13 protein-coding genes are annotated in these 12399 nt (G+C 37.8%); 4 read left to right on the top strand and 9 right to left on the bottom strand.

From position 1 onward, the window contains the following. Positions 1-74: 74 nt before the first annotated feature. The 5 genes from BKM01_RS05900 to BKM01_RS05880 all read right to left on the bottom strand — a co-directional run bounded on the left by BKM01_RS05900 (position 75) and on the right by BKM01_RS05880 (position 6858). Entirely contained in the window at positions 75-926 is an 852-nt protein-coding gene (locus BKM01_RS05900) for a transglutaminase-like domain-containing protein (RefSeq protein ID WP_157769624.1), read from the bottom strand. A gap of 171 nt (positions 927-1097) precedes the next feature. After that, entirely contained in the window at positions 1098-1547 is a 450-nt protein-coding gene (locus BKM01_RS05895; protein ID WP_072358643.1) for a hypothetical protein, read from the bottom strand. Between the two features lie 25 nt (positions 1548-1572). Beyond that, positions 1573-4320, bottom strand: coding sequence for a DEAD/DEAH box helicase family protein (locus BKM01_RS05890; RefSeq protein WP_072358641.1), 2748 nt, complete (start codon positions 4318-4320; stop codon positions 1573-1575). A 163-nt stretch (positions 4321-4483) separates the two neighbouring features. Continuing rightward, positions 4484-5458 carry a DUF4435 domain-containing protein gene (locus BKM01_RS05885; RefSeq protein ID WP_072358639.1) on the bottom strand — a complete coding sequence of 325 codons (975 nt, stop codon included), beginning with the start codon at positions 5456-5458 and terminating at the stop codon, positions 4484-4486. After that, complete coding sequence (locus tag BKM01_RS05880; RefSeq protein ID WP_084006249.1) at positions 5455-6858, bottom strand: AAA family ATPase; 1404 nt, start codon at positions 6856-6858, stop codon at positions 5455-5457. Before BKM01_RS05880 ends, BKM01_RS05885 begins: the two co-directional genes overlap by 4 nt. A 562-nt stretch (positions 6859-7420) precedes the next feature. On the opposite strand from BKM01_RS05880, the gene BKM01_RS05875 reads away from it, so the two are divergent. Continuing rightward, a complete protein-coding gene (locus tag BKM01_RS05875) occupies positions 7421-9013 on the top strand; it encodes a glutamate synthase-related protein (RefSeq protein WP_072358635.1) in 1593 nt (530 codons plus the stop codon). 70 nt (positions 9014-9083) lie between these two features. Here the strand turns inward: BKM01_RS05875 and npdG are convergent, their stop codons facing one another. Both npdG and BKM01_RS10790 read right to left on the bottom strand, forming a co-directional pair. Further along, positions 9084-9821 (bottom strand): NADPH-dependent F420 reductase, encoded by a 738-nt coding sequence (npdG, locus tag BKM01_RS05870; protein ID WP_084006248.1) that lies wholly within the window; start codon positions 9819-9821, stop codon positions 9084-9086. A gap of 130 nt (positions 9822-9951) precedes the next feature. Further along, a complete protein-coding gene (locus BKM01_RS10790) occupies positions 9952-10119 on the bottom strand; it encodes a hypothetical protein (protein ID WP_157769623.1) in 168 nt (55 codons plus the stop codon). Between BKM01_RS10790 and BKM01_RS05865 the strand changes: the two genes are divergently transcribed. Further along, on the top strand, positions 10100-10411 hold the full coding sequence (locus BKM01_RS05865; protein ID WP_072358631.1) for a DUF167 domain-containing protein: 312 nt from the start codon (positions 10100-10102) through the stop codon (positions 10409-10411). The two genes, BKM01_RS10790 and BKM01_RS05865, sit on opposite strands and share 20 nt — an antisense overlap. Continuing rightward, complete coding sequence (locus tag BKM01_RS05860; protein ID WP_327078530.1) at positions 10408-10785, top strand: DsrE/DsrF/DrsH-like family protein; 378 nt, start codon at positions 10408-10410, stop codon at positions 10783-10785. Before BKM01_RS05865 ends, BKM01_RS05860 begins: the two co-directional genes overlap by 4 nt. Positions 10786-10791: 6 nt before the next feature. On the opposite strand, the gene BKM01_RS05855 is transcribed toward BKM01_RS05860, so the two are convergent. Continuing rightward, on the bottom strand, positions 10792-11937 hold the full coding sequence (locus BKM01_RS05855; RefSeq protein WP_085503676.1) for a class II fructose-bisphosphate aldolase: 1146 nt from the start codon (positions 11935-11937) through the stop codon (positions 10792-10794). A 139-nt stretch (positions 11938-12076) separates the two neighbouring features. On the opposite strand from BKM01_RS05855, the gene BKM01_RS10910 reads away from it, so the two are divergent. After that, positions 12077-12244, top strand: coding sequence for a hypothetical protein (locus BKM01_RS10910; protein ID WP_169922780.1), 168 nt, complete (start codon positions 12077-12079; stop codon positions 12242-12244). Positions 12245-12255: 11 nt separating this feature from the next. Here the strand turns inward: BKM01_RS10910 and BKM01_RS10785 are convergent, their stop codons facing one another. Then, positions 12256-12393, bottom strand: coding sequence for a hypothetical protein (locus BKM01_RS10785; protein ID WP_157769622.1), 138 nt, complete (start codon positions 12391-12393; stop codon positions 12256-12258). Between the last annotated feature and the right edge of the window lie 6 nt (positions 12394-12399).

The following is a 12399-nucleotide window of genomic DNA, read 5'->3' as shown; positions in this document are numbered from 1 at the left end:
TCATTTTTTGCCAATTTTCTGTTTTAAAATGAACTTAGTATGATTTTCTCGATTTATATCGTAATTAGCAATGATTAGTTTATACTAAAACATGAAATAAACCGCATAATCCAAAATTCATCATAAAAATAAATGCGTTGTTCTTCATCCAAATTATAAACGAGGTGTTTTGGTTTGTTTTCAGTAATGTTAACGGGTAATTGATACTTGAAAAACGGAAAATGTGGATTCATCAATGTAAAGGTATAGTTCCCTGTACCCAGCTTAAAAGTAGAAATCCCTGACTTATTGAAAGATTGCTTTCTGATTGCAATTATCGGTTTGTCATATTTTCCACCTTTTGTGTCCTTCAAATAGTGATTGTAAACGTAGAGATCGTATTTATCAACGGGTTTACCATTTTCATGAATTTCTACATAAACATCTGAACGATTGATATATTGGTCTGATACATCTATCCAGTTGCTATTTTCATCGATGACTTCTATGTAACATAGGTCTCTGTTCCAGTGTTTTGCAAACTCAAACCTAGCAGTTCCAATTACACGATTACATGACGGATCAACAACAATCCAATTTCCATTTTCATTTTTGTATTCTGCCCAACAATGATCACCTGCAAGACTATGAATAAATCTGGCATCTGCTCCATTATGCCTCATTAATTCGACAAAAACCCTTGAATACTCTTCACAATTAGCAGTACCGAAATGAATTATCCATGGGACAGGAGCATCTCGCCAAAATAATTTACTCTCCTCGATACTTCCAGAATAATTATATAAACCAAATTTCTGCAACTTACTATCTTTATCAAAATTACTATATGGATTATAAAAATGACTTGATTCCCATGACATTATTGATATAGCCATCTCATTTGGGTCACTAGAATTACCAATAACCATTGAAGATGTTTCATCCATCACCGTTTCACCATATACATAATCGAAAACTACAAGACTCGTCTTCGGTAATAAAAATATGATTAAAAGAATTATAAAGGATATTGCTATTGTTTTTTTGTTGAATGCCTGTGTAAAACTATATTTCATATTGTCAAACACAGACTTAAGATCGAAGTTCATGGAAATCAATTATTTACTGGAATCATCGTCATTTGATTGTTTTCCATTATTTATTTTCATTCTTAGAACATACAAAAATTCAATTAATGTAATCCCAAATGTAAAGAAAATTCCAATAGACAGATAATTAATGGTGCTCTGTAATTTGGTTATACTTTGATTAAGTACAGTAATTTGTTCATTGGCAATAGTAAGTTCATTTTTTATGTTCGTAATATATTTGTTAGAAATATTCGTGGACCCATTTTCATATAATTCTTCATACTGCTCTTTGTAGTATGCTGTTTCATTTTGAGATTCTTCGAATAGGACTTTATAGCTTTCACTGGTTGAATCATCAACTGTTTGAGTTTCAGTGGGAGAATCGTCCTCTGGTGGATCTGCTGCACATATTGGCAACGATATAATTAACATCAAAACAAAAAATAAAGATAAGATTGATTTCACCTGATATGACATAATAATCCCTCTTTTATACCCATTTTCAGTACATCTGAATTCTAGAAAAGTTATCAACAATTTCTTCCAGTTCATTTACGTCATCGAAAATATCAAGCGGACGGTATTGTGCAATTGGATCATGACTGAAATCTGAAAGTTCAATTTGTTTATTCATAATGAACTGACTCAGAGCAACGTTCAACAGCCGTTTCTGTTCTGTGGAATAATCATGTCCATCAAGAACCTTGGCTTCAAACTCTGTCTTGATCACTTCTTCAGGAGTGTCATCAAAATCGATTTCCAGAATATCCCGCAGGAATTGAAGGTAATCAATCCCACGTAGCCGTTGGATACGATCTATAGTCAGTCTCTTGTCAAGACCTTCAAGCAATGATTCCAGTTCCTTTATTTCAGCGGAAGTAACTCCCGTACCTTGGCGAATCTTGCCTGCAATAGGATTTTGATCCAGTAAATTGCCTATGTCAGGATCATCCTTGACTTCAAACTCAATGTCCTTTTCCATTAAGATTTGGTCAGGTGCATCGATTTGATATTTTTTACCTCGTTCGGGTTCATAGTATTTCACAAGTGGAGCAAACTCACGTACAATCTGATCAACTCTAGCAAAAGTAAGATCATCCCAGAACTTGTCCTGTAACATTGATAATATCAGGGACTTATTGTTCTTGACTTCCTGGAGATTATCCTTCTGAAGTATATTGGTTGCATATATTTCGAAGTAGTTCTTCAACTCCTTGATTGCTTCCCTATCTTCATTCAAGATGTGTATATACAACTCTTCAATTTCGAGGATGAAACGCATTATATTGGGATCATTTCCACTATTGTACATTATCAGTGGTACAATTTCACTATTCAGATCACTAATGTATTGAGAAAGTTCAAATGGACTGGATTTCTTGATCTTTTCAATTGCTGGTAGTTTTTTCCTGACTATGTGGGAATTAGTATCAAGACTATTGACCGTCTCGATTACATGCGTCCCAATAATTTCCTGTTGCTCCTTGTTGAGATCCTTGGTCAGTAGAGCCACTCTTTTAATGAAAATCTGTTCAGGCAGACCAATACGTTTTCGTTCTTTATCTTCGGACTGGCCTCCAAGATGATATTCAACGTTTGAATGATCGCCAACTTTGAAATCCAGAATGAAAAAATTGTTCTTTTCTCTATTTGGTAACCATTCAAGATGATTACATGATTCCTGATTACGTGTTCCTCTACCAAACATCTGCCAGAAACGTACACTTGAACGAACTGATTTTATGAAAACAAGATTACATATTTCAGGGATATCTACACCTGTGTCAAGTACACCAACGGAAAGAGCAATCCTTGGATCTGATTTTGTCTTAAACCTACCTACTTCATCTTCATAACGATACTTATCGGAAGTAATTACCTCAACATATCTTCCAATTTTGGGTGCCACTTCGTCAAACATTTTCTTCATATGGTCGGCATGATCAATACTTGCACAGAAGAAGATTGTTTTAGAGGGCAGACCGTCGTCGGATTTATAACATGTATCCAGGAAAGTTTGAATAATTAGCTTATTGGTTTCATTGTCCATGAAAATGAAATCAAATTCGTTCCCTTCAAATTTCAAATCATCGGGATTTTCTTCCTGTCTTCGAAGTTGATCTTTGAGTTCTTCTGATAACCCACTACCATCAATACCTTTTGTCAATACTTCTGTTTCCACTACCTTTGTGCTGTAGGGTACTAGAACACCATCATAAACCGCATCTTCATAAGGATATTCTGCAGTAGGTACACCAATATCACATCCAAACAGTTGATATGTATTCTTGGATTCATTTGATTTTGGTGTAGCAGTCAGACCCAGTTTCATTGAATCGAAATACTCCATTACAACATTATTTTTGTCATAAAAGGATCGGTGAGCTTCGTCATATATAATAAGATCAAAAAATCCAGGACTGAACTTCTGGTACATCCTGACATCAGCACCATCTGGCTCTGTCATAAGTGTTTGAACGGTCGAGGTGTATAATCTGGATGAATTGGTAAATCCATTCCGTAGATCTGCTATCGGCTCAGTAAAGAATTTCTGGAATCCCTGTGTATTTGCCTGCGTTACCAGTACTGAACGATCTGCCACAAATAAAATATTCTGAACATATCTGGACTGGATGAGACCATCACATCCTGCCATTGCTACTCTTGTTTTACCAGTTCCAGTAGCCATTTGTATCAGAGCAGAACGATATCCATTTGAAAAATGCTGATTTAGGATTTTTACAATTTCAACGCTTTTCTTTCTGTCAACAATTTTAGGATTGACACCATATTGAACGGGATCTTTTTGTTCAAGATATAACCGCAATCTTCTCCAGAGATCATCCTGACTGAATGGACCGCTTACTTCACGTTCATACCCACTATGGTCTATAAATTTCCATTTCAAACCATTGGTCAGGAAAATTGGTATGGGTCTTCCAATCTGTGCCTCAATATCTTTGGCATAAGTTCGTGCCTGAATTCTGCCTTTATCTGGGTCTTTGGAATATTTTTTTGCTTCGATAATAGCAAGTGGTGAGTTATCATCTGCCAGAAGAAGATAGTCAATGAATTTATCGCCTTTTTTGTAAGTGCCATCATCCAATATATAGGTACAATTTTTAAAATCAGACTGGACTGTGTTTACCTCTGTGCGGATGTATTTAGATATAGGAACCCACCATTTTTCCAACTCAGAATCTATCAGATCTAAACGTGTTTCAACTTCTGTATCATTTGTGGCACTCATCAAAAATAATTACTGCTTGGAAGATATATATAACTATTGAATTGATTTTCGATTGTCAGCACTATATATTTGAGACTTGTTGATGTACTTTAAATAAAATATTTCTAAAATATAAGATACATGAATTATTGTTATTGTCATAAATTATAACGTACAACAATTATCAGGCTCTCATACTAACAGAATCTGTTTTATTAATGTAGTACAAGTAATTATTTTCCACAAATAATTTTAATGATTCTGGTATACGGGCTCTGGGAGCTAGATGAACGACAGCGTTTTTTAGTCCTATTTCTGTACGTACTTTAGGTGGTTTACGATATTTACTGCATATGTATGTTATAGATTTATGAATTTCTTTTGTACACATAAGCATAAACCAAAGCATATATTTTCCTCTAATATGTTTTTTTGGTCCTTGCTTTCTACAAAACTCTATTTTTATATCTTTTATAGAATCAAGTACATCAGGCTCTATATTGCAACATTTGCTTATATGTATGATTCGATCATTTTCTTTTTCAAACTCTTCCTTAATGTACATGTCAGCATTCTTGAAATAAAAAAAATCACTTGGATCGATATTATCCAATAATGGCCTTTTTTTATTGCGTTTCCAGAGTATAATTTGAGCCATCACAGGAACCATCGTACTTTTGAATAATTCGAAGTTATCATCAAAAATCATATGCAGTTTTTCTTGCTCATCCCTAGACATTTCTGCGATATTTATTCGCATGATTTCTGAAAGCAACTTTTCTAGCATTTCACAATTGACAAAATCATTTTCTATAGAATATTTGTCTGTAACGTATACATTTCCATCAATTTCTCCTACATCATCAATAAATTCAGAAAGGTCTCTGTCAATGAAAAAGCAGATGCGTTTTGAATGAAAGCGAGTCCAATCCATATTATTATGAATTTGAAGAACCTTATCTTTATTTCCTGATTTATATAATTTCAATCTCCAATCATGAGGAATTAAATTTTCAATTCGTTGATAATAAGTGGGGTCATCTAAGCCTTCAACAAATCCATAAACTATATTGGAATTTTTTTTATAATTAGTCAAGAATGTGTGATATAATGCTTTTTCACTCGCACGTGCTTCCTTATGTATGTCGATCATACTCATTTTTTCCATCCCCCTATTTCAAATTCACCCACAGCATGAGTATATTGTTCGAGTTTATTTTCATAAATAAATGGTGAATGTGTAGCAGCAACTACCCCTGTACAAAAATTACTGTAATATATGTCAGCTAAAAATCGACGTTGCCAAGGCACTGACAATGAAAGTTCTGGTTCATCAATTATTACAAAATAATGTGTATTTCCAGAAAGATACAGATGACTGAATAATGAGACGATCTGCTTTTCTCCCGAAGATAAGTCTTTGAGTTGAATGGTATTTTGCTTGTCATCTAGATTTTTCGAGATGATTGAAAAACTAAAATTAGCACTATCGTACAAAAACTGTTTGTCCTCAATATATTCTGAACACAATTCACAGAATTTAGATATTTGTTTCTCACGATCTTGAAGATTATTTTGAAACTGCAATAGTTTCATAAAATAATGACATATTATTTTGCTACGTTCGGTGAGGTGTCCAGAAGAAGAAGCTTGTTGGATAACATCAATAAGATTTTGTTTGTTACTAGTAGATAATATATTTTCGTCAATTCGGTCAACTACGTTATGTACCTTGTCTGGGGATGTTTTAGATATTGCCTCTTTATTAACTTCATCATATTTTTTATCTAATACGTCTCCTAAATAATTAAGAGTTAGTTTGTTTAATTCTGTCCGTACAAAATCTTTGAGGTCAGATAGTGTATTTTCTATAGATTTTTCAACATCTTTCATTCCAAATTCTACTAATTCAATGTATGAATTGTTTATATCATCTGGGTCTTCTGAAAAATATCGATTTCTATATTCAAAAGGGAAATCATCTGAATCCATTCCTTTTATTATACTACTGAGTTCTCGTTCAATTCTCCTATAAGTTGGAAGATACAGTATTTGGGCATCGATTTCTTGTTGGATTTTTTTTAAATTTTGCCAATATTCTTCATGAAAATTATCTTTTTCACTATAAGGATAATGAAGTCCAATTTCCTCTAATAAACTTCTTCTGCTAACCCCATATTTCTTACATAAGATGTCTATTTCAGGATATAATCTATTATGATTTACTAGCAAACTTTTTCTCTTTAAACGACTCAATTCCCTCATGGGTATATCAGCAATATTTTCATAATCGGGGTATTTTTCCTTTAGATCTTCACTGTCTATATTATATGTATTGCCAGATATTTTTACTGCAATGTGGCGAAAATTAACTTTAGAAAGTTCTGCCCATTTACCCGATAATATATAAAATAATATTCTGAGAATTGTTGTTTTTCCAGAACCATTTTCTCCAACAAGTATTAAACTATTGTCCTGTAGTTGAATTTCCATGTCTCTATAACCAAACAATCCCTTTATTGTAATTTTTTCTAAATTCATTGTCATATTTACCGCCATTTAATATGTTATTTAGTGATGTTTAACCCATTATAGGATATTATAAGTAAACTAGTTCTCATATAAATTGTAACTATTACTATTTTAGCTATTAATTCATTATTTATAGGAAATATCATAATAATATTTGTGTATTTCCATAATACATCTAATAATTTTAAATATGTAATTCAACAGATGTCTATTTTAAATTCTATCAGAAAATCACTTTATGGTCAAAAGCATCACATGTTGTTTAAATAAAATTCATGACGAGATGACCCTAGGTTAAATTACCCTGGATAATTTTTACCATTTCCGTGGCACAGAATCCGACTTCCGTATTCAAACAAATAGATAATTGTTGACATTTTTCACCAATCTGTACGTATTTCTTGATATCGAAAATATTACTTTATAGTCAGAGGGCATACTTTATGGTCAAATAGCTGAGTTTGTGGTCAAGTGGACTTTAGAGGCAACCCCTAATCCTGAGCAAACTTTAAATAGAACCGATGCGGTAAACGATTAGTTACTAGTGGCTAAAGTCACGTTTATACATTAAACGTTAGGAGTAATTAAGATGGGCAATCTTAGACAACCAAATGCAAATGAAGCAACAAGGACCTTCAACAGGTCCAAGAGTGTTGCCCCGATGTCCGGAATCTGCACACGCTGTGTAGACGGATGCCGTGGTAACTGTGAAATATTCAAATCATCATTCAGGGGACGTGAAGTCCTTTATCCAGGGCCTTTCGGAGAAGTAACTGCCGGAGCAGACAAGGAATACCCTGTAGACTATTCTCACCTCAACATTCAGGGATATGCAGTTGGTGCAGTTGGCCTTCCTGATGGAATGGAAGCCAGCCCCGAGACCGCAAGGTTCCCCAACGTAGACACCGAAACTGAATACGGCTGGAACAAGAAAGTAAAAATGAAAATCCCCGCATTCACCGGTGCCCTCGGTTCCACCGAAATCGCAAGGAAAAACTGGAACGAGTTCGCCGTTGGTGCAGCAATCACCGGAATCACCCTTGTATGCGGTGAGAACGTGTGCGGAATCGATCCGGAACTCAAACGGGACAACAATGGTCTGGTCACCGAATCACCGGAAATGGACAGAAGGATCGCAGCCTACAACAAGTTCCACGAAGGCTACGGTGAAATGCTCGTCCAGATGAACGTAGAAGATACCAAACTCGGTGTTGCAGAATATATCTCCAGCAAACACGAGATGGACACCCTTGAACTCAAATGGGGACAGGGAGCCAAATGTATTGGTGGAGAAATCAAGGTACGTGAACTTGACCGTGCACTTGAACTCAAGAGACGTGGATACATCGTAACCCCGGACCCCGAAAACGCAGCCGTCCAGGAAGCTTACAAGGTCGGTGCAATCAGGGAATTCGAACGCCACTCAAGACTTGGTTTTGTTGACAAGGAAGGCTTCCTCGAAGAAGTTGACCGCCTCAGATCCATCGGATATGACCGTATCACCTTAAAGACCGGTGCATACTCCATGGTTGAAGCCGCAATGGCACTCAAATATTCCTCCGAAGCAAAGATCGACCTGCTCACCTTCGATGGTGCACCAGGTGGTACAGGTATGAGCCCCTGGCCAATGATGGAAGAATGGGGTATCCCGACATTCTATCTCCAGTCCCTTGTATATGAGTTCGCAGAAAAACTCAACAACAAAGGTGAAAGAGTACCCGATCTGGCAATGGCTGGTGGATTCTCCAGTGAAGATGGTATCTACAAAGCACTTGCAATGGGCTCCCCATACTTCAAGGCAGTATGCATGGGCCGTGGCCTCATGATACCAGGTATGGTCGGTAAGAACGTCGGCAAATGGCTCGAAGAAGACAACCTGCCAAAAACCGTTTCCGAATTCGGTCACCGTCCAGAAGAGATCTTTGTCCACTACGAAGACCTGGAAGAACGCTATGGTGAAGATGTCAAGGACATCCCGCTCGGTGCAATGGGTATCTACTCCTACGGAGAAAAACTCAAGGTCGGTCTGCAGCAGCTCATGGCAGGTTCACGCAGATTCAACATCAACACACTGTCCCGCAAAGACGTTATGGCTCTTACAGAAGAAGCCGCAGAAGTCTCAGGCATCGATTATGTCATGAATGCCTACAGGGACGTAGCAGAACAGATTCTGGACGAATAAGGGTAAATACCCTTATTTTACTTCCTTTTTTAAAAAATATATAAGAGAGTAGCTTTGCATGCTGCCAGTTTCAAATGAACTTTACTCCCACATCATCCATTTTGTTCCTGGCTGCTATATTTATCAGCAGAGGAGTGAGAGACTCGATCATGGAAGAGGCCTTTAAGGGACCTGCATCCAATGGTCGCAAGTTTGGTATATCATCTGTGAGTTTGCAGACAACTTCTTTTGAAGCCATATCATTCCCACAGACAGCAATATCATAATCCAGCGCGAGAGAGAGATCCTCAAGATGTTTGGCAGGAACATTATGAAAACCCGACACCAGTCGAATGTTTTGGGGAAGGAGTTGTGCAATTTCCTCGGCGGCACTCCCACCAACAGGTTGTGTATAACAGAAATATTCCGCATTGTATGCAGAATCCCGTACATCAACTTCCATATGTTTTGCATCTGGAATGATGTAACAGCTGTCCTTTTCCATAGGAACAACCACAGAAACCACAATCTGGTCCTTAAGCACGGGAGTAATGGTTTCAATAACAGATGAAATATGACGATACTTTATTGCAAGCAATACGACATCAGCCATTTGCGCAGCCGTTTTATTATCTACGCCTTCAAAGGAAGCTTTCTTTCCAAGGTCTTCCAGCATGCATCTGTACTCTTTTGCAGCTGAAGCCGCCCTTTCTGCATTTCTTGAGCCAATGATAATATCGTGAAGACTGCCCCACCGCAGAGCAAAGCCTTTACCAATATGTCCCGTGCCGCCCAGTATCGCTATTTTCATGAACCTTTCATCTCTCATAATAACGTTTATAACTATTGGTTGTCAGACGTCAGATATATAACGGAGAATGCTGGTACTCCTATTTGCGTATTGTAAGGTCCTTGCACAAGAATATGGCACAAGCCATTCGATGAGTGTACAGACAACCTCAGTACGCTACAGCAGGAGACGGTGTGACATTACGCCTGTCACGAGGGTAACCGGGATGGACAGCGGATATTCCATAGGATGATATCCTGGAGTTAGTGCGTCGGGATACAGCATCGTTCTCCACAAAATATAATTGATGGAATAATATGCCAATCCGGGATGCCATACACACAAAGGGGAATGGTTGTATAATTGATTTTGAAATTAATCCCGGCTCCAGCAAACTGGTAGTTCCTTCAGGTTACAATACCTGGCGCAAAAGGGTTGAGGGTAAATTAACCGAACTCGCACAAAAAGGAAAAGCCAACGACCAGCTTATACAAAAGCTCAGTCATATATTCCAAATAAACAGTTCCTCAATAACAATTGTATCCGGTGCAAAAACTACCAAGAAATCGGTACATCTTGATAATGTGGGCCCAAAAGCAGCAGAAGATGTTCTGGAGCAATACCTGTGAGAGATAATATACACAAAGTTACAAATGTCCTGATCCTGCTAAAAAGCATGATTTACGAAAGTACCGGTCCACTGGAGACCCTTAGGTTTGCAAAGCACTACAGTGAACAGGGCCTGAATGTAAATATAGTCCTTTTTGGCCCAATGGGAGTAATGCTTGCCAAGAAGGATAAAGCAGGAGCGCTGGAATACGACCAGAAAATCGATGAATGTATGAATCTGGGTGTGAACTTTATGTGTTGCAAACTGGGTTCTTCACTTGTAGGGCTTAAGTATGAAGAAATGATACCGGGCATCGAGATGGTCGAACCTGAAGCTATTGCTGATACCATTCTGGAATTTAGCCAGAAACAACAACTTATTATTACACTTTAAAAAAGATCACAGGGATTTGATATAATCCCTGACCTGCTGGGCAGTACCTTCAGCCTTGAAGGCCCCAAGGAACATGAGGGTTTCAGCATAGACCTTTGCATCAATGGCACGCCTTGTGTTCTCATCAACAGCATCTATGCGGTCAAAGAACTGCCTTACTGCATACTTGCTGAATTTGCCGAATATCTCATTATCACTCTTTTCGGGAGCTTTGCTGCGGAAATTCTCAATGGTCCATTTCCGGATGTCACTGAAAAGCTCAGGTTCATATATCCTGAACACTTCCCATACAATATTCTGGAAAAATGTGGCAACATTGCCCTTCAATATATCCCCGTGAGGGAAATGCTCGTAAATGAGTTCCCTGGGAGTACCGGTAATCCCGTGCTGGGCGATCCTGACACTAAAGCCATTCTCTTTCAGGGCGTCAGCAACCGCAATGGTCTGCTCTATATCAACTGAAACCTGCTGGATGAGATTTCCATTTGTGTCATAGGTGTTCCCATGGGCACTACCGTTTGCGATTGCGATCACATGTGGATATACACCGTTTTCATTAAGCGCTTTGATGAAGGTTACTGCTTCTTCAGGTTTGGTAAGTACCCTGCCATTTTCATCCTCACGGCCTATTTCACCAACCTCAACTTCAAGCCCGTACTTACGACCATCCATTTTATCCTGGATATGATGGGCGATCTCTGTAGTTGCATCAATGTTCTGGGAGAGTTCTTCCCGGAGATTGCCACCCTGGAAATTGAAAAGATGGGAAGCATCGATTGCAAAAGAGGTATATCCCGCATCAATCTGCCCACTTACAAGTTCCTTTGTAGATTCAATATCCTCAGGAGTGCCTTTCTTGATGCCAATATGATCGGCATGCAGAGACCATACATCCAGACCAACTTCATTGGCGGTTTTTTTGCACCGTTTTGAAAATTCAGCAGGGGTCATACCTGAATAGCCACCGTCCAGATCGGATTCAGAACGGGCGAGTTCTACCATCAGGGGAGCATCTGCATCTTTGGCTGCTTTCATAATCCCACGCATAACAAGAGAGATACGCGGATTTGCAGCGAGTATTATAGTATCTTTATCCAGCAAACTGTTAAATAAATAGGAACGTGGCAACGGTTCGAATTTGGATTCACTCATAGATTTTAAACCTCATACTGTTTATATGATACCTACATGTAACTTGCAATTCATAATGATTTCTGTCCGGAATGCAAACACCATAAGGAATAAATATAAAAACTAGAATTTCTCACAAAAAAACGACAGGAGGAGAAAGATGGAAGAATTGCTTAAACTCAAGGACAAACTTGAAAAAATGACGTCTGCCGAACTCTATGAATATGTAAAGGAGAACTATCCTGAAAACCCCGATGCGGGCCTGGGAAAGAAAAAACTGGTAATCCGCAGGGTCTTGAACCTGGAAAGGGAAAAAATGAACAAGTGAAAATGTACCTCTCAGAAACCACCAAGCATAGGCTGGATTACCAGTTCATATATTGCAAACCCGAAAAGGAAGATAACGATCAAAACAAGAATTGCGACCAAAAAGCATTCCCTGTTCAGTTTCTTATTTTTATCTTTGCAAAAATGCATAGATAT

Origin of the sequence: Methanohalophilus portucalensis, from assembly GCF_002761295.1 — an archaeon.
Taxonomy (GTDB): domain Archaea; phylum Halobacteriota; class Methanosarcinia; order Methanosarcinales; family Methanosarcinaceae; genus Methanohalophilus; species Methanohalophilus portucalensis.
The sequence above is the reverse complement of the archived record's forward strand: the minus strand, read 5'-3'. Positions and strand labels throughout refer to the sequence as shown.

Excerpts from the sequence above, each read along its gene's own strand:
- BKM01_RS05855 (WP_085503676.1), bottom strand. The coding sequence starts at position 11,937 with ATGAGTGAATCCAAATTCGAACCGTTGCCACGTTCCTATTTATTTAAC.
- BKM01_RS10910 (WP_169922780.1), top strand. The coding sequence starts at position 12,077 with ATGGAAGAATTGCTTAAACTCAAGGACAAACTTGAAAAAATGACGTCT.
- BKM01_RS05900 (WP_157769624.1), bottom strand. The coding sequence starts at position 926 with ATGGATGAAACATCTTCAATGGTTATTGGTAATTCTAGTGACCCAAAT.
- BKM01_RS05885 (WP_072358639.1), bottom strand. The coding sequence starts at position 5,458 with ATGAGTATGATCGACATACATAAGGAAGCACGTGCGAGTGAAAAAGCA.
- BKM01_RS05865 (WP_072358631.1), top strand. The coding sequence starts at position 10,100 with ATGCCAATCCGGGATGCCATACACACAAAGGGGAATGGTTGTATAATT.
- npdG (WP_084006248.1), bottom strand. The coding sequence starts at position 9,821 with ATGAGAGATGAAAGGTTCATGAAAATAGCGATACTGGGCGGCACGGGA.
- BKM01_RS05890 (WP_072358641.1), bottom strand. The coding sequence starts at position 4,320 with ATGAGTGCCACAAATGATACAGAAGTTGAAACACGTTTAGATCTGATA.
- BKM01_RS10785 (WP_157769622.1), bottom strand. The coding sequence starts at position 12,393 with ATGCATTTTTGCAAAGATAAAAATAAGAAACTGAACAGGGAATGCTTT.
- BKM01_RS05880 (WP_084006249.1), bottom strand. The coding sequence starts at position 6,858 with ATGGCGGTAAATATGACAATGAATTTAGAAAAAATTACAATAAAGGGA.
- BKM01_RS10790 (WP_157769623.1), bottom strand. The coding sequence starts at position 10,119 with ATGGCATCCCGGATTGGCATATTATTCCATCAATTATATTTTGTGGAG.
- BKM01_RS05895 (WP_072358643.1), bottom strand. The coding sequence starts at position 1,547 with ATGTCATATCAGGTGAAATCAATCTTATCTTTATTTTTTGTTTTGATG.
- BKM01_RS05875 (WP_072358635.1), top strand. The coding sequence starts at position 7,421 with ATGGGCAATCTTAGACAACCAAATGCAAATGAAGCAACAAGGACCTTC.